The organism is Candidatus Methanoperedens sp. BLZ2 (assembly GCF_002487355.1).
Lineage (GTDB): Archaea > Halobacteriota > Methanosarcinia > Methanosarcinales > Methanoperedenaceae > Methanoperedens.
On sequence record NZ_NTMG01000006.1, the window covers coordinates 29,600 to 47,128 of the forward strand.

Consider the following 17,529-nt stretch of genomic DNA (forward strand, 5'->3'; position numbering starts at 1 on the left):
TCATTTTGTTAGATATATGGTAAATTATTCATCCAATTCTAATATATTTCTTATAAAATTCATGAATTCACGAATACCTGAAATAGGATCGTCATTTATTCTGCTCTCTTCAATATTGTTTTGCGAGCCATTATGAAAATGCTTGGGGTATGTAGAAACTTCTTTCCAACATGGATCAGGAAAATTATCATGGCGATACATTTTTCCATCGATTTGCCTTCTTTCCCAGTGATATGAGAATCGACCAGGTATCTTATTTGAGAACCAGATATCAGCAACAGATCCATCTTTTAGAAAAACTCTTAGCTTATCATGATATATATTCGAATCTATTGTAATATCATTATACTCGATATCAACAATTCTTTTCAGCTTCAGGATTTCTGCCAATTAATTTTCTCCAGAGCCTTTAACATGTCATCTCTTCTTGATTCAAGATAATCAAGTTCCATAAAGTCTTCTATCATATCTTTTTCTTTGATTTCCCCAATTTTTAACTTTTCATCCAATTCAAAAATTGATTTTATACCATGTTTTGCACCAATCTTGAATATTTCTGCTTCAATATTTCTTAATTCCTTTTCCAGAAAGGTTCTAATGCTTTCGATTTCCAATTTTTCCTTGCTCAAGTGGAGAACATGCGCCACATCTTCATATATTTGCATATTTTTCCTCGTATTATAAACACTATGATTCTATTATACATAATATTATTAATATCTTATTCTGAACTCCTTTCGACCTTACTCAGTGAGAGTTTTGTGTGCCAATAATTAAATATATTCATATAGTTTTGATAAAGATATATAAGAAATAACGTACGTAAACACTGCTTGTTCAATATATGGATACCATATTAGCATTAAAACTTGTTATTAGTACTATTATAGTACTCTTTTTACCAGGTTATTTTCTATACAATATGTTTTTAAAAAAATTGAACATGGATTTTTTCCAGCGTTTGATCATATCACCTGGTCTAAGCTTATCGTTCATACCTCTTCTTACTTATTTTTTTACTTTGATCGGAATGAAATTAAATACTATTTTAATATTATTAATATTTTTAATTTTAGCAGCAATAATTTTATTGAAATACATTCTGGAACATAGAAAAAATAAGGAGAATTTTTTCAATTTTAAAAAATTCAAAAATTCGTTTGAAAAATATGAGTTGTTATCCTACCTCATATTATTTGCTATATTGTTAATCTCTTTATTTGTCCGGTTGATTCCTGTTAAGGATATGCTTGTAGGGCCGGGAAGCGACAGCTACCATCATACATTAATAGTGCAGTTAATCATTGAAAATGGAGGAATCCCGCATTCTTATGAACCGTATGCTCAACTTAGCTCTTTTACGTATCATTTTGGATTCCATACTATAGTTGCATTCATTTACTGGGTATCGGGATTAGATGTCGCAAAGCTCGTTCTGTACACAGGACAGATCTTAAATGCCTTTGCAATACTTCCGATTTTCTTATTTGCGGACAGGCTATTTAAAGACCGGAAAATGGCATTAATAAGTTCATTTATAGTGGGATTGATATCGGTATTTCCTGCCTATTTGATAAACTGGGGAAGATTTACTTCATTAACAGGAATGATTATTCTTCCGATAGCTTTTCTTCTGGTGATAGAATCTATTAAACTGGAAAAGAGGGATATTAAGATATTGATCTTATCTGGTCTGATCTTATCAGGATTGTTTGTAACTCATTACCGTATTATTATCGCTGCTCTATGTTTCTTGTTGGTTTATATTTTATATGAACTATATTCAAATAGAACAAATTTAAAAATACAAAAAGAGATCATTTTTAGATGTGCAGTTATTGGTATTACAGCGATCATTTTGCTGATTCCATGGTTTATTCATCTTTTGAATAATAGCCGGATATTATCTGAATGGGTAAATACGGCTAATTACTACTCGCTGGAAAGGATCGGAACTGCCGGAAGTTACTACTCTAATACCCTTTTACTGGTTCTTTCTTTAAGCGGGGCATCCGTAGGAATTTTAAAGAGAAATAAATATATTATCATAATTTCTATATGGGTTTCAATATTAATTGCCTTTTCGAATCCTTATTGGATTAAATTACCAGGTTCAGGCCGCCTTGATTTTGTGACCGTAGTGACGATGTTGTTTTTTCCTGTATCTGTGACCTGCAGCTATTTTATAATATATTTATCAGATAAAATTAAACTGACAAAATCAAGGTGTTTGATTGTTTTATCTATAATCCTCCTGGTTTTAATTCCATTTTCTGCTATTAAAATGGCTGGATTATTTGAATCGGAAAGCGTTTTTGTAAAAAATGGCGATATTGAAGCAATGACCTGGATTAAGTCCAACACTTCTAAAGATGCGGTTTTCTTAATAGATTCAATTGACTTTGACTGGAACCGCGATTTTATAATGGGAATAGACGGTGGCAGCTGGATTCCTTTATTGACAGGCAGGAAAGTGATTATACCACCAATGGTTTTTGCTACAGAAACAGCATACGAAAATAATTATACTGAAAAAGTAAAAGCAATATTCAAAGCGTCGGAATCAATTAATTCTGAATCTTCGATACAGTTTTTTAATGAAAATAACGTTAGCTATGTTTATTTCGGAGGGAAAAACTGGGGTAAATTGAAATTGCAGAATTTACAGAATAATCCGTATCTTGAACCTGTTTATAGCAAAGACGGGGTATGGATTTTCAGGATCGGCCGCAGATGAACTTCAGACTGAAATTAAAAAAACTGATTTCTGACAGGATGAACAGGATCGACAGGATACGATTTTATTGACAAATCCTGTAAATCCTGTCGATCATGTGAAATGTCTGATGACTGGCGGCGCAGGTTAAAATTCAAAACCACCATTGAGTTCAAAAAAATCTTTGGGCTACTTTCAAAGTGCATCTCGCTGGTCGATCATTTAAGAAAGAGGTTGATGTGGATTACTAAGCAGAAGTAGCAATATGCATTTCGGAATAACTATTTTCTAAAATGCATACATTCTGGAAAATAAATTTGACAAAATGCTTATATACTTATCAACCCATAATTATTACATGATTCAACCGATGCAGATGGAAAAGATACTGGAATTGCATAATCTGGCAAAGGAAAGCGCAGCAAAGTTTGACAAAAAGAGGTTTATCTATGAAGATATAAAAAAGGTTCTAAAAGACCGATTGTTCATAGGAGTTGCAGGGCTGCGGGGTGTGGGGAAAACAGTATTGCTCAGGCAGCTTTCAAGAGAACTTGAGAACTCGATTTATATAAGCATGGATGCTCTTGACGCTGGCATAAACCTTTTCGAGCTTGCGAAGGATCTGAGCAGCAATTATAAAATAAAATACCTCCTGATAGATGAGATACACAACCATGTGAACTGGCAGATGGAAATAAAAAAAATATACGATTTTTTGGATATCAAGCTTGTATTCACCTCTTCGGCATTCATCGACATCATTCGCAGCAAATATGACCTTTCAAGAAGAGTTGCGATCATAAACATGTTCCCCTTCTCTTTCAGGGAGTACCTGTTTTTTAAGAAAAATACTCTTGTGGACAAGATGAGCCTTGATGATATTTTGACAAAATACCGGGAACTTTACCTGAAAGTATATACTTTTGAGCCGGAGTTTAACGATTTTTGCATACGCGGAGCCCTTCCGTCAACAATAGATGCCCCGTTTGTGCAGACCATACGCAATATTGTCGAGAAAATAATCAACCACGACCTTTTGATATATGGAAAACTGAACCGGGAGGATATAATTAATATCGGCAATATTCTCCGGTTCATGAGTCGCTCCCCGGTTGATGTCTGCAATTACTCTGTTATATCCCATAATACAGGAATAACAAAATATAAAGTTCAGGAATATATCGGATTATTGGAACAGACATTTCTTTTGAAGGTCATGCTGCCATATGGATCTAATGTGACCCGAGAGCCGAAAATCCTATACAGACTCCCTTTCAGATCATATTTTTCCCAAGGAACAGAGGATGACAAGATAATAGGAGCGATCAGGGAAGAATTTTTTGTTCACCATCTCTCGAATATTGATGTGGAAATGAATTATCTGAAAAGCGTAAGAGGGGAAAAACTGCCGGATTATGTCGTGTTCTATAAAAACGATAAAATTATATTTGAAATTGGTGGTGAGGGGAAAACAAGAAAACAATTGAAGGGAATTTCTGGAAGCAGGTTTGTTCTTTCCCAGCCAGGAAATTTAGACACAGGAATTCCTCTGATACTTTTCGGATTTGTATTTTAAGAAGAGAAGGTCTCATTAAGGTCTGATAGATCGAATGCCTGATAGCCTTTTTCCCTTAACTTTTCTTTGCCTGCGATTTCTTTTGCGATAATTCCATAATGCTCTTTTCGCATGGAGTCATGCCATTGTACCAATGCTGCTTTTTGTTTCAGGTCTGTAAGGATCTTTAAAGCATCTCGCTCATTAAGTTTGCTCCATTTGCATTCAAAAAAGAAAATATCTTCCCCTTCATCATTCAAAGCAACTATATCTATTTCCTCACCTTTATGCCACCATCGTCCCATTTTAGAAAAGTTACCTTTACTTGTTTCCCACAGGAACTCCTTTGCTATTTCCTCAAATGCTTTTCCGATATACGCATTTAAGTCCCTTGAAATTTTACTTAGAACTTCTTCGCTTCTTCCCAGGCTGATCAAGTCTTCATAAGGGAAAATAAACCTGAACCAAAAAGTAAAAATGTTGTCTTTGAGCGAATATATCCCATTTTTAGTCTTCTTGATCGCAGTAATCGAGATCTCCCTTCTTACAAGATCAAGCTCCATAAGAACACTAAGGTATTTCCCGACAAGGCTTCTCTCAAGTCCTGTGTAGTTGATTATCTCTCCCAGTGAGGCGTTACCTGCTGCTATAGCTTCCAGGATCGAGAAATAATACCTTGGCTCATTGAGTTCTTCCATCAAGACAAACCGCACATCCTGGTAAATATAGGAGTCCATACGCAGGAATTTCTCCTTTATGTTATCTACAATATTTTTTGATTGATCAACATCGGTAATATATGCAGGGGTTCCGCCAAATACGCAGTAAAGCTCGACTGCCCTCTGTGTATTTTTAATGAATTTTGCAACATCTTTAAATTGAAAAGGCTGCAGCTTGAGCTGTCCTGTGCGCCTGCCATAAATGGGTGATTTATATCCCATAAGGCGTTCCATCATGGAAATGCTTGATCCCATGATGAACAGAAATATGTGGGTATTTTTCAGTTTATTGTCCCAGTAATCCTGAAGTATAGAAGGAAGAGCCTTTTCTTCTTTTATAAGGTACGGGAACTCATCAAGGGCAATAATTGTCCTGCTGAGTTTGGATTTTTCATAAACGTACTCAAAGAAAGCATCCCAATTTGTGAAGCTTTGTTTTTTAAGGAAATCATCATCGTAATGCTCGGCAAGCAACCTGGAAAAATGCTCAAGCTGCAGTTTCTTTGATTCCTCCCGCCCCATCAAAATGATCCCTCCATGCAGGGTTATTATCTTCTTGACGAGCTCGGTCTTACCGATCCTTCGGCGTCCGAAGATCAACATAAATTCAGCTTTGTTGCTGTTGATTCTTTCTTCCAGAAGCTTGAGTTCGGTTTCTCGACCTATAAACATAATATACTTTAGAGTATATTACTTGAAAGTATATAAATATACTTGCCAAAATAATCTGATCGCAAACCAAAGAAGATATTTATGGTGAAACAAATGAATCTATTAATAACCGGCCGCTCAGGTTAAAATATGTTCAAAACAACCATTGAGTTCAAAAAAAATCTATCGGCAGGACATTGTACCATCATGGATCTTTTGGGAACAAAGCAATATCTATTTGGATATATTAGAATACTAACCCAAACGATATGTTTCTGGATATCGAAACAGGATATCTTGTGGTAGTAGGCGCAAGATCATCTATTAAAGGTCACAAGCTTATAATAGTATATTCATCGGGCGAAAGAATTAAATTAATTACCTTCATTGATACTTCAAATATGGATATTATGAGAATGAGAGAGAAAAAGGTAGGTGGGTAAGAAAAAAACAATAAATTTGATTCCTCAGTAAGATTAGCAGCTATTGGATAGAAGTAATAACTATTAATACATATATTTTTAGCCATGGCGCCTGTCAGAATCCCATGCAACCACCATGCTCCACAGTACCGATGCAATCAAAAATCTGATTTCTGACAGGATTTATAAGATCCACAGGATACGATTTTAGTAACAATCCGGTAAATCCTGTCGATCCGGTCAAAAAAAGTAATGTCTCTTTGAAAACTATTTGTTTTCAGAGCTCTTCCAATGCGTTTTTGACAAGGTTTAAATAAATCCGCTCTAATTGGCATGTGAAATGTCTGATGACCGGCGGCGCAGGTTAAAATATGTTCAAAACCACCATTGAGTTCAAAAAATCTTGGCTACCGCTTTCAATGGGCGTCTCGCTGGTAGATTCTTTTAGGATGGCTTCAGTAACTCTTATATTAGCTGGAATATATATTAAAGAATAAACCAAATACAAAGGTAATCTATATATGGGAAAGTTCATAGATATGATTATCCTATAAGATACAACAATATAAAATGGAGTATAATTAATGGAAACAAGGTCTAAACAGGAGGAAGCAGTTTTAAAAGAAATTAGAGATCTACCTGAAATAATACAGGAAAAGATATTGAAGATAATCCATTTTTTCAGATCTGAAATTATCGAAAGTAGATCTTCCGAGGAAAAAGCAACAGCTGAATTTTTATCTGTTTGTGGCACATGGGAAGACAATAGATCAGTTGAAAAGCAAATAGAAGATATTTATTCCAGCAGAAAGTCTACCAGCAGAACGGAGAAAATGTTTTGAAATTCTTATTGGATACTAATATTTGCATATATCTTTTAAATGGAAATGAAATATTGAAAAAGAAAATAGGCGAAATTGGTATTTATTCCCTTTCTATATCAAATGCAACTCTTGCAGAACTATATTTTGGAGCATATAATTCTCGGAATGTAAGTGCCAATATGAAAAGAATTGAAACCTTCAAAAAGAATTTGATAGTTTATTCAGACAGTAGCGCTTCTGCAGAAGCATTTGGACGATTTAAATCAAAATTAAAGGCGCAGGGGCAGATCATTGAAGATTTTGATATTTTGATTGCCAGTATTGCATATGCAAATGAATGCATTCTTGTTACTAACAATCCGATTCATTTTGAAAGAATAGATGAAATAAAGATTGAAAACTGGATGGAAAAGGATAGAAGTTGAAAAAAAAGTTCCATCTGTCTTCTGCTCAGAGAAAAACCATGACCTAGGAAACGGATGGTGCGGATACGCATGGATCAACCAACCGGCGCCTTGCTGAGATAATAGATTAAGTATCATATTTAAGTAATAATAGTATAGGCGCACAATAAATCCCCTTCAACAACCATGGTCCCCGGGTTTCCGTCCGAAGCATCGTGACTCGCCAGGAATCAACCGAGTAGATGCGCGCCTGGTAGTCGCAAAAAAAAGAGTGCCTCAGCAATTTGAAACCGCAGATGCGCGCAGATTTAATTAACATTCCGGAGCAAATACATAACGTAAAAAGCATCCCTGCTTTTCATTCTTTGCAGTGAAAAGCGCGAAATATTTATCAACATTTTAATATAATTATACTGGGCGCGCAGACATGTTCCCGAAGCAGCGAAATGTAACAAAACTAGGGAAAGAGCGCATTTGGACAGGATGAACAGGATCGACAGGATACGATTTTATTGACAAATCCTGTAAATCCTGTCGATCTGGTCTAAATAAATCCGCTCTAATTTGCATGCATGAAATGTCTGATGACCGGCGGCGCAAGTTAAAATATGTTCAAAACAACCATTGAACCTACATTCCTCACATCCTTTTAACACAAATACATTTTTTCATAACTTTTGCCCAAAAGTGCCAATATCTTCCTGTGAATTTCTCTAAGGTTCAACATACCCGCGATCCTCTCAACCCCGTTTCTAAGTTTGATTAATAAGCTAATTCCCTCAAACATCTGAAATACCCTCCTCATCGTCGGTTTCGCTGTAGGCTTTCCTTTCTGGTCAGGAATAGTTTCCCCGCATTCTTTCAGAGCTTTTCTCAATTTAAACTGTGCAACCGAGTAGATAAGTAAACTGAGAACCATCACCATTCCCAGACTTACAATTCTCTCAGGTTTCTTCAAAAATACCGATGATGCAAAGAATAATGGGTCTTTTAAAAATCTAAAACCTCTTTCTACGCTTTGCTGACCTTTATATTCCTTTAAAGCTTCATTATCATCCAATTTAATGTCATTCGTAGCGACAATGAACTTACCCTTCTTGTTTTTCTCACGCCCTATTCTCATCTCATCTTTCTCAAATCCAACTTTTATTTTATAGACCTTTTTTAAATCCTGTGTATCCTTTTTCGGTCTTCCCCGTTTTCCTGTTTTGTTAACTTCTTCGACATTGACATCACTAATTTTATGATACTTCCACTTCGCTGCCTTATTATTAAGTTCAGAAATCCCATCCTCCTGGCAGTTGAATTCGGTATTCATAAAATGCCACAATCCTGTTTCTATGTTTTCCCTTTCTTTCCCTATACTTTTATTTAAAGTCTTGATCTCTCGATCATAACCTTTTTCTGAGAAAATAACCAGCCATTTTTGTTCCACACCACCATACGAATTTGTGTATCCCCTATAACTATAGCCCTCGATGCTACTTTTACTCATCTCTTCAATGCTTGTCTCTTCTACTAGCTTTTTAGCCTCTGAAATGGTTTCGGGAACTCTACTTATCCATTTTACAAGAGGTGAGATTTCTTTTACATTGTCTTCGATGTACGTGGCAGAGTCCATGACAAAATAAGCCTCATCATTCTCTTTGGAAAGTTCTTTTGAGAACTTTTTTATCACATGGTGATATTTTTATTGGAACTTGGTCGTTATCTTCGAATTTATACTCTCCATGTACACTCATCGTGGTTGTATCTAAATGGAGAAACTTTCTCGAAATTCTAAGTGTGTCGGCCACCTTAAGGGCAATATGCATGAAAATTTTTGTGGGATCATTCTCATACAATCTTTCTAGAGTTCTACCAATAGTGTCATCGTTGAAATCTTCCGGTTTTAGTTCTTCACGAAAAAAAAGCTCAGTAGGCTTATTTCTCATAAATTCCGGGAAAAGATAAAGCGGCCTATTTACAAAACCTAACGCATTTATCACCACAGCCATAACAGCTTCGCCTGTGGTTACTATTTGTTTGTCTTTTGTTCCTACCAGTTTGTCTATTTCTTCGACCAATCCTATTTCATGGCATACACCGGCTACTATGCCAAGATGGTCAACGTTTTTACTTGCAAAGTTCATGAGATTAGATAGTTATAAGAATACGCATTGGATATTTAAAAAACTATAACCTCATGTGCGGAATATAGGATATTTAGAACAATGCCATATTAAATCTTAATGAAAGCACATATTAAATCCGTATCGAAAAATCCTCTTTTTCCAAAGTTAAATTAGGATTATAATAAGGATCTCCCCTATCAATAACTGCCCCCCATTTTTCCCTTATATATTTTACTTCTTTAGAAAATCGTTCTTTTTTCTCTGGCGTATCTTCATAACCTCTGCTTAACGATTCATGATGATATAGTTCAGCATAAGGAGTATAAACAATAAGATATCCTTTTTCTCTGATTTTTAGACACAGGTCAACATCATTAAAAGCAACTGCAAGATTTTCATCGAAACCACCGACTTCTTCAAACACATCTTTCCTTAACATCATGCAAGCAGCCGTTACAGCGCTCACATTGTCTATATGTTTAAGTCTTCCAAAATAACCGGGACTTTCTTTTGGAAAATGTCTATGGGCATGTCCGCCGACTGGTGGATTTCCAACTATGCCAATAACGACACCGGCATGTTGTATTGTATTATTGTGATAGATTAATTTTGCTCCAACTGCACCGACTTCTTTTCTTTGAGCATGTTCTAGCATTGCAGTAATCCATTCGGAAGATATGACTTCGATGTCATTATTAAGGAATAGAATGTATTTTGAATCAAGCGAGGAAACAGCAAAATTGTTTATTGTTGAAAAATTAAAAGGTTGTTGATAATTTACGATTTTTATTTTTGAATTCTTTTCTAGTTCTTCATAATATTTAAAAGTGGCTTTTTCTTTGCTTTGATTGTCCACAATTAGAATTTCATAATTGGAATAATTAGTTCGTGTAAAGATTGAATTGACACAGTTTTTCAAGATATCAACTTTATCTTTAGTTGGGATTATTATTGATACTTTTGGATTTTTAATTATGTTATATTTTAATCGAAATGAATTAGGGAATAGGCCATCCATAACTTCAACATCAAGTTTTCTTCGTTTAATCGCACTTCTTAAAGCGTTTTTTGAGGCCATGAATGCGTAAGGCTTATTTAAAAGAACATCTGATGAAGACCCTGCCACCATTCTCCAATGATATAAAATTTTTGGTATATGTGTAATATTTTTACTAATTTCCGTGACTCTTAAAAACAAATCATAATCTTGAGAACCGTCAAAGCCCACTCTAAAATTTCCTGCCTTATCTATAAGGCTTTTTCTAATAACTGTAAAATGACACAAATAATTATGAGATAAAAACATATCAGGTGACCAATTCGGTTTAAAGAATGGATTACTTCGGTTACCTTTAAGATCAATTTTATCCTCATCACTGTAAATTATATCAGCATTGCGATTTGCTTGAAGATATTTAACTACTTCATAAAGTGCATCTGGGGAAAGTTCATCATCGTGATCAAGTAAACCGATATAATCTCCTGTGGCAAGGGATAGAGCCTCATTGGAATTTCCTGCTATTCCTTCATTTTTTGTCAGGAATTTGACTTTAATCCTCAAATCCTTCTTTGTGGATGCTTCAAGATATTCTTTAACATCATCTCTTGTAGAAGCATCAGCAATACATAGTTCCCAGTTTTCATATACCTGGTTTATTACTGATTCTACCGCCGCCTTGATCCATGCCACATCAGGATTATAAACTGGAGTTACAATACTGATTTTTGGTTTGTATTCAAAGCTTTTTACTTCCTTTTTGTATAGTTCGAGTTTTGAAGACGTCGGTTCATTTTTCAGTATCCATAGGTAATATTTGTTTGTTATTCCAATATCTGCAAATGCTTGAAAGCCTATTGAGCCTTTTATAGGTTTTTCATCGTAATATAATGTTAATTCAGGCAAGGTTATCGATTCATTAAACAGAACAGCAGCACTAGGGTCCCCTTTGGATATTAATTTAAATGAAAATGTTTTCTCTTTGCTATCTTTAATTGGTTTGAATCTAAATGATGTGTAATTATTGTCTTGAATTCTATAGCCTTTAGCTATTTTATTTCGTATTACATGCCCTTTTGTGTCTGTTATTTGAAGTATAAGGTCTGAATTTTTTCGTATAAATGTTGCAGTAAGTATTTTAATCTCATTTAAATTATCTGATGGAAATGTAAAACTTCCGCTTAAACTTTTCAAAAGAGGCAAAGGAACTTGTGGTGAAATTATTTTTGTTTCCACAATCGATATTTTTGAGGCATTGAGAGCACTTTCATAGAATATCTCTTCAAGTTTAAAAAAGAACGCGCCAAAACCATCATTTACAATCATCCTGATGCCTAAAATTCCTTTATCATACGCAAGCCTTCTTTTCGTGGCATGAGGAAATATCATATCTACAAATCTTTGATATTTTGATAATAATTGCCAGACAGTGCTTTTATGGATTTCTGCAATTGTAGCATTGAGATTTTGTATTTCATTGTCTTTATATTTAATAATTTCTAATTTTTGTTTTTCTAGATTATCTGTCGAATGTCCAATTGTCTCAAAGATAAGTGTTTCAAGAAAATGATATTTAGACAAGTTCATTATATTATTGAATTTAATATCAACTTTACTCACAGTTTTGTTTTTCCAGATTAAGTATATTTTTCGATATGTTGGACCAAATGTGTCGCCTAGCTCAGAAAAATTCTCATTGTAAAATCTATGTACCTTGCCCATATTTTTTTCAGGAATACCGTATTTGTATGAATAAAAAATGAAAAGTTGCATCAAGACCCAGTTAGAGATATTATTTGTTTCTATTGCTACATAATCAAATGAATTTATTTTCAAAAAATCTTTAAGTTGTTTTTCGGATGGTAATCCATTTTTTATATGCTCTGCCAACCATTGATGGTCGTTACCTGTAAGTTTATGGAAAAACTCGTTTACTTTTATTTCTGCTTCTTTCGCTTCCTCTGAAAAAAAAGGTGCCCCCAAAATAATATAATTTTTACTAACTCTCAACATTTCTGATACCGATCTCTCTCGATTTTCATGCACAATATGCTCATAAAGTTCTGAAGAAACAACTACATCAAACGTGAAATCTTTAAAGGGAGCATTTATAATATTACCTATAAAATAATTTTTTTCATTATATTCGGTATTTCTGATGTCAAGGATGTATAGATCATCATCTTCTTGAAGAAATTTCCTTAAGTCTCCGCTTCTTCCACCTACATCTAAGATTCTTAACGGTTGATTATTATTTCGCAATTTGCCTATCAAATCACTTATTATTTTATTTCTTGTATATAAATCAAAAGGCAAATCGAGTTTATCATTCAGCATAATTCCATCTATTTTTTATTTTAATCCATTTAATCAATTAGATTGTCTTTTATTTTTTTTGATCTATAAAGTTTTTTTCGAATATAAATTTCTATAAGTATGTGTTAAGTAATATAGTCAAGTTGTTTTCCATTCGGATCTGGTATATATCAATCCATATTCCTCAATTGAATTATCAAATACCTCAAAATAGTATTTTTTATCATGGTAATCTAATGCAATATAATTTCCATCTACAAAATTAAATATTCCTGCTGATACTACATATAATCCCTTCAACAGAGGCAAATTATCAATCGTATATTCAATTATTCCCCCCCCATCGATCGCAGGTATTGAAACCTTATGCGCTCTCGTATTTGGACCAATGATCAATAGGCCATCATTTCTATGGATCGCAAAACCAAATATGGGGTCATTAATTTTTTTATTGGAAAAATATTTAATTTTAGCAGTAAATTTTTTATTAGTCAAAAATTTCTTAGTTTCATTACCATTTTCATCATACATTTTAACGTCTGTTATTCTTGCAACAGATGAAATATGCCCATCTTCTTTAGACTTATCCCCGAACCTCTCTTCCAGCTTCTTCTCTTCAATTGCACGCACTTTCGTATTATAATGGTCCATCACATCTTTAGAAAACCCCATCTTTTCCATCGAACCCTTTGATAACAATAAAGCAGTCTTACACATATCAGTAATTGACTGCGAAGCATGCGATACCAGAATAATAGTCTTATTATTTGAAATAAATTCATCCATTTTTATTTTACATTTTCTCTGAAATCCTGCATCACCCACTGACAGAACCTCATCGATCAGCAAAATATCAGGATCTGTCGCCGCCGCAGTCGCAAAAGCAAGCCTCGCATACATCCCGCTTGAGAAGTTCTTGAGTTTCATGTTCCTGAACCTTTCAAGCTCGGCGAACTCGAATATCTCCTCGAATTTAGCCTCCATCTGCCTTTTCGACATCCCCATGATCGCACCGTAAAGCCGCACATTGTCCTCTGCTGTTAGTTCCGGGTTGAAGCCAACGCCAAGTTCCAGGAAGGGAGCAACTTTGCCGTTCACTTTGACAGAACCTGAGTCGGGTGTGAGTACGCCCGCAATTATCTTTAGTAAAGTGCTTTTTCCGCTGCCGTTTTCGCCAATGATACCTAAGGTCTCACCTTTTTTTACTGTGAAGCTGACGTCTTTTACTGCCCAGAATTCTTCGTAGGTTGAAGTGGTGCCTTTGAGTGCGCCGGTGATGTGTTCGAAGAGCTTTGTTTTCTTCTCGTGGGGGATGCGAAAGTGCTTGGAGACGTTGCTGACTATGATTGCGTCTTCGGATGGTTGTTTGGGGGTTTGGAGGTAGAACATATTTCCTTAATAAAAACACCGAACTGGTACGAACTGAAATGAACTCATGGGGTCGGAGTTCGTTCGTGTTTGTTTTAGTTCGTTGTTAATTTCTAATTTAGGGCTCATGCTTATTTTAACTGTAATTCCTATCCTTTAGCATTTATTCCTTTATTTTATTTAGCCATGGGCGCTAATAAATATCGATGCAATAAATCTGCGTTCATCTGCGTTTATCTACGGTTTGGTTTTTTCTGATTTTATTAACCATAATTTGATATCATCAGTATAAAGCTTATCTTTAATTTTTATGATAAGCTTTGGAGAATAATTATAAATTTAGCCATAATTTATCTGAAAACCATAAAAAAGCCGACAGAAACCATTTTTAATAGTTCATTACATTAAGGTAATGATTTATGGTCAATTGGAAAAAAATAGATCTGGAATTTGACGAGCATGCCTTTAAACATGGGGTCAAAGATTATGAAATAGAACAAATTTTTAAAGGCAAGATTTATAAAAGAAAAATCTATTTCAACAAAGAATTACGCTATCAGATAATTGGCCGTGCATTTGGCAGACTCATAATGGTTATAGCAGCATCGTTAGGCGGAAACAAACTTAAAGTCTTTAGTGCAAGGATAGCTTCTGAATACAAAGAGATATATGATTACAAGGCGAAATGAATATTATGAAAGCCAAGAAATATGAAGGAAAAGATGAGGATGATCTTCTCAAGCTAATTGATGATGATCCGGATAAATTCAAGGGATGGGAAGGTCCTATAGAAGCGAATTTGAGCTCAGTACGTTATCCACCAAAGAAAAAAAATGTACGAAAAATTCGTTCAACGAATAAATAAACCATTTCTGTTCATATTTACTGATTTTTAAGTGGATTATTTCAAGAACACATCCCCCTCACTTTGAACTTACCCCAGAACTCCTTGCCAGCGGAATAGCCGCCGCCTCATTTGCAAGTCGTGCGTACATCCCGCTTGAAAAATTCTTAAGTTTCATATTCCTGAACCTGGGAAGCTCCGCGAACTCGAATATCTCCTCGAACTTATCCTCCATCTGCCTTTTCGACATCCCCATGATCGCGCCGTAGAGCCTGACATTGTCCTCTGCTGTTAGTTCCGGATTGAAACCCACGCCCAGCTCCAGGAAGGGAGCAATTTTGCCGTTCACTTTGACAGAACCTGAGTCGGGGGTAAGTACGCCCGCAATTATCTTTAGTAAAGTGCTTTTTCCGCTGCCGTTCTCGCCGATTATGCCAAGTGTCTCGCCTTTTTTTACAGTGAAGCTTACGTCTTTCACCGCCCAGAATTCTTCGTAGGTTGAGGTTGTCCCTTTGAGAGCGCCGGTGATGTGTTCGAACAGCTTTGTTTTCTTTTCGTGGGGGATGCGGAAGTGCTTGGAGACGTTGCTGACTATGATTGCGTCTTCGGATGGTTGTTTGGGGGTTTGGAGGTAGAACATTGATGAGTTTAGTTTTTATAAACAGAAGACGTTAATAAATACCGATGCATTAAATCTGCGTTTATCTGCGTTCATCTGCAGTTTGGTTTTTTTCAGAATGACCTATCATTATTCGATAACATAATTCATAAAGCTTATCTTTTAATTTCATGATTAAAAAAATCTCAGTGCACAGAGAATACCGAATGCGTCTAAAGCAAATGGTTCATCATAAAGTAAAAAGAATAAATTCAGAATTCACTCTCTTTACTTTTACCATATATTAACTCTACAAATTGCCTGGGTGTTCTGTATTCTTCCTGACCTATGAAATCCCTGTCCAGGCTTATGATATATTTAATTCCATATTTCTTCACAACAGCTAATTGTTCAAGGTCTTTTTCTTTTATTTGTCCACTGTATTTTTTCATAGCATCTTCAACGTCTCTGGCAAGTATTATCATGCAGGCTTTATATAGATAATTCCTGAAGCTGTCTGCAAGTTTTTTATCATGATACTTTTTAAAATAACAATACACTTCCTTTATTACGCGTTCTGAAATTATTACCTCTATTTTTTCATCGTTTAGCAGTTCTATGATAGTATTCGAATTTGAGTCGGAATATTCAAATGCGAATATGAAAACGTTTGTATCCAGAAAAATTCTATGCTTCATCACGTATACTCCGAACATCTACAATAAGTTGTTCGGGGCTGACTTTTCTCTTTTTATTTGCCTGTATCTCCTGCCATATTGTTTTTTTATCAAGCAGGTTAAGGTCTATAGCATATTTTATTAATGCTGATCTGATTGCCTCTGATTTGTTGTTGAATAAGCCCAGATCAACCATCTGTTTAAGAAGATGTGCCTCGATTCCTTTGAATTTTAGTGTTAATGTTGTAGTTTCAGTCATAAAAATTTATAGTGATTTAATAGTATTTATAAGTTGCCAGCTTCTATTGATGCTCTTTAAAATTCAATAGGTATGGTCGATCTCAGAACCCCATTCAACCATTATGCATTATAGTAGCGATGAAATAAAAAAAACCGATTTCTGACAGGATTTACAATGTGCCATAATATCAGTAATCCATCCCCCTCACCACTAACTTATCCCCTAGTAATCATTGCCAGCGGAACAACCGCCGCCTCATTTGCATGCCGGGCGTACATCCCGCTTGAAAAATTCTTGAGCTTCATGTTCCTGAACCTCGGAAGCTCTGCGAACTCGAATATCTCCTCGAACTTATCCTCCATCTCCTTTTTCGACATCCCCATGATGGCGCCGTAAAGCTGCACGTTGTCCTCTGCTGTTAGTTCCGGGTTGAAGCCAACGCCAAGTTCCAGGAAGGGAGCAATTTTGCCGTTCACTTTTACGCTACCTGAATCAGGAGTTAATACGCCTGCAATGATCTTTAATAAAGTGCTCTTCACGCTTCCGTTTTCACCGATAATACCTAAAGTTTCGCCTTTTTTTACTGTGAAGGAGATATCTTTTACTGCCCAGAATTCTTCGTAGGTTGAGGTTGTACCTTTGAGTGCGCCGGTGATGTGTTCGAACAGCTTTGTTTTCTTTTCGTGGGGGATGCGGAAGTGCTTGGAGACGTTCTGGACTATGATTGCGTCTTCAGATGGTTGTTTGGGGGTTTGGAGGTCGAACATATTTCCTTAATAAAAACAACGAACGTAAACGAACTGAAACGAACTCACGGAGTTCGTCCGGATTCGTTTTAGTTCGTTGTTAATTTCTAATTTATGGCTCATGCTTATTTTAACTGTTATTCCTATCCTTTAGCATTTATTCCTTTAATATATTTAGCCATGGACGCTAATAAATATCGATGCAATAAATCTGCGTTCATCTGCGTTGCGTGCCCCGAAGCACAAGAAGGAAAGAATAACAAACAGAACATTTGGAGGAAAAAAAAAAAAAGAATGTATGTTCAAAGGGTTAAAATCCCACTGCATGGGTCTGCTC

At 35.4% G+C, this 17,529-nt stretch carries 18 protein-coding genes; 7 read left to right on the forward strand and 11 right to left on the reverse strand.

Going from position 1 to position 17,529, the window contains the following annotated elements; all coding sequences use genetic code 11:
- Nucleotides 1–24 precede the first annotated feature (24 nt).
- Both CL181_RS00315 and CL181_RS00320 read right to left on the reverse strand, forming a co-directional pair.
- Nucleotides 25–390: a DUF6516 family protein gene (locus CL181_RS00315; protein WP_097297258.1), complete on the reverse strand. Its 366-nt coding sequence runs from the start codon at nt 388–390 to the stop codon at nt 25–27.
- Nucleotides 375–665 carry a hypothetical protein gene (locus tag CL181_RS00320; RefSeq protein WP_097297259.1) on the reverse strand — a complete coding sequence of 97 codons (291 nt, stop codon included), beginning with the start codon at nt 663–665 and terminating at the stop codon, nt 375–377. The genes CL181_RS00315 and CL181_RS00320 overlap by 16 nt, the downstream gene beginning before the upstream one ends.
- Before the next feature lie 179 nt (nt 666–844).
- Here CL181_RS00320 and CL181_RS00325 point away from each other — a divergent pair, with 179 nt between their 5' ends.
- Nucleotides 845–2,737 (forward strand): DUF6541 family protein, encoded by a 1,893-nt coding sequence (locus CL181_RS00325; protein ID WP_176504978.1) that lies wholly within the window; start codon nt 845–847, stop codon nt 2,735–2,737.
- Between the two features lie 337 nt (nt 2,738–3,074).
- Nucleotides 3,075–4,292 carry an ATP-binding protein gene (locus tag CL181_RS00330; RefSeq protein ID WP_176504979.1) on the forward strand — a complete coding sequence of 406 codons (1,218 nt, stop codon included), beginning with the start codon at nt 3,075–3,077 and terminating at the stop codon, nt 4,290–4,292.
- Here the strand turns inward: CL181_RS00330 and CL181_RS00335 are convergent.
- Entirely contained in the window at nt 4,289–5,662 is a 1,374-nt protein-coding gene (locus CL181_RS00335) for an ATP-binding protein (protein ID WP_097297262.1), read from the reverse strand. The two genes, CL181_RS00330 and CL181_RS00335, sit on opposite strands and share 4 nt — an antisense overlap.
- 248 nt (nt 5,663–5,910) lie before the next feature.
- Here CL181_RS00335 and CL181_RS19940 point away from each other — a divergent pair, with 248 nt between their 5' ends.
- From CL181_RS19940 to CL181_RS00345, 3 genes are all read left to right on the forward strand, one after another.
- Nucleotides 5,911–6,084: a hypothetical protein gene (locus tag CL181_RS19940; RefSeq protein ID WP_176504980.1), complete on the forward strand. Its 174-nt coding sequence runs from the start codon at nt 5,911–5,913 to the stop codon at nt 6,082–6,084.
- A gap of 563 nt (nt 6,085–6,647) precedes the next feature.
- A complete protein-coding gene (locus tag CL181_RS00340; RefSeq protein ID WP_097297263.1) occupies nt 6,648–6,905 on the forward strand; it encodes a hypothetical protein in 258 nt (85 codons plus the stop codon).
- A complete protein-coding gene (locus tag CL181_RS00345; protein ID WP_097297264.1) occupies nt 6,902–7,312 on the forward strand; it encodes a type II toxin-antitoxin system VapC family toxin in 411 nt (136 codons plus the stop codon). Before CL181_RS00340 ends, CL181_RS00345 begins: the two co-directional genes overlap by 4 nt.
- A 628-nt stretch (nt 7,313–7,940) precedes the next feature.
- Here the strand turns inward: CL181_RS00345 and CL181_RS00350 are convergent.
- From CL181_RS00350 to CL181_RS00365, 4 genes are all read right to left on the reverse strand, one after another.
- Nucleotides 7,941–8,969, reverse strand: a complete 1,029-nt coding sequence (locus CL181_RS00350; protein ID WP_141398740.1) for an IS1634 family transposase — start codon at nt 8,967–8,969, stop codon at nt 7,941–7,943.
- Nucleotides 8,929–9,423 (reverse strand): DUF4277 domain-containing protein, encoded by a 495-nt coding sequence (locus CL181_RS00355; protein WP_097297266.1) that lies wholly within the window; start codon nt 9,421–9,423, stop codon nt 8,929–8,931. Before CL181_RS00355 ends, CL181_RS00350 begins: the two co-directional genes overlap by 41 nt.
- 112 nt (nt 9,424–9,535) lie before the next feature.
- Complete coding sequence (locus tag CL181_RS00360; RefSeq protein WP_097297267.1) at nt 9,536–12,739, reverse strand: glycosyltransferase; 3,204 nt, start codon at nt 12,737–12,739, stop codon at nt 9,536–9,538.
- A gap of 117 nt (nt 12,740–12,856) precedes the next feature.
- Nucleotides 12,857–14,107 (reverse strand): ABC transporter ATP-binding protein, encoded by a 1,251-nt coding sequence (locus CL181_RS00365; protein WP_097297268.1) that lies wholly within the window; start codon nt 14,105–14,107, stop codon nt 12,857–12,859.
- A 398-nt stretch (nt 14,108–14,505) separates the two neighbouring features.
- Between CL181_RS00365 and CL181_RS00370 the strand changes: the two genes are divergently transcribed.
- Nucleotides 14,506–14,775 (forward strand): hypothetical protein, encoded by a 270-nt coding sequence (locus CL181_RS00370; RefSeq protein WP_097297269.1) that lies wholly within the window; start codon nt 14,506–14,508, stop codon nt 14,773–14,775.
- A 5-nt stretch (nt 14,776–14,780) separates the two neighbouring features.
- On the forward strand, nt 14,781–14,951 hold the full coding sequence (locus CL181_RS19945) for a hypothetical protein (RefSeq protein ID WP_176504981.1): 171 nt from the start codon (nt 14,781–14,783) through the stop codon (nt 14,949–14,951).
- 58 nt (nt 14,952–15,009) lie between these two features.
- Here CL181_RS19945 and CL181_RS00380 read toward each other — a convergent pair whose 3' ends face one another.
- The 4 genes from CL181_RS00380 to CL181_RS00395 form a co-directional block, all read right to left on the reverse strand.
- On the reverse strand, nt 15,010–15,408 hold the full coding sequence (locus CL181_RS00380; protein ID WP_303740876.1) for an ABC transporter ATP-binding protein: 399 nt from the start codon (nt 15,406–15,408) through the stop codon (nt 15,010–15,012).
- A 392-nt stretch (nt 15,409–15,800) separates the two neighbouring features.
- Nucleotides 15,801–16,226: a PIN domain-containing protein gene (locus CL181_RS00385; protein WP_176504982.1), complete on the reverse strand. Its 426-nt coding sequence runs from the start codon at nt 16,224–16,226 to the stop codon at nt 15,801–15,803.
- Nucleotides 16,216–16,464, reverse strand: a complete 249-nt coding sequence (locus tag CL181_RS00390) for a hypothetical protein (protein ID WP_097297273.1) — start codon at nt 16,462–16,464, stop codon at nt 16,216–16,218. The genes CL181_RS00385 and CL181_RS00390 overlap by 11 nt, the downstream gene beginning before the upstream one ends.
- A gap of 197 nt (nt 16,465–16,661) precedes the next feature.
- The gene (locus tag CL181_RS00395; protein WP_097297274.1) at nt 16,662–17,213 is read right to left on the reverse strand and encodes an ABC transporter ATP-binding protein; all 552 of its coding nucleotides are present in this window, start codon (nt 17,211–17,213) and stop codon (nt 16,662–16,664) included.
- Nucleotides 17,214–17,529: the final 316 nt, after the last annotated feature.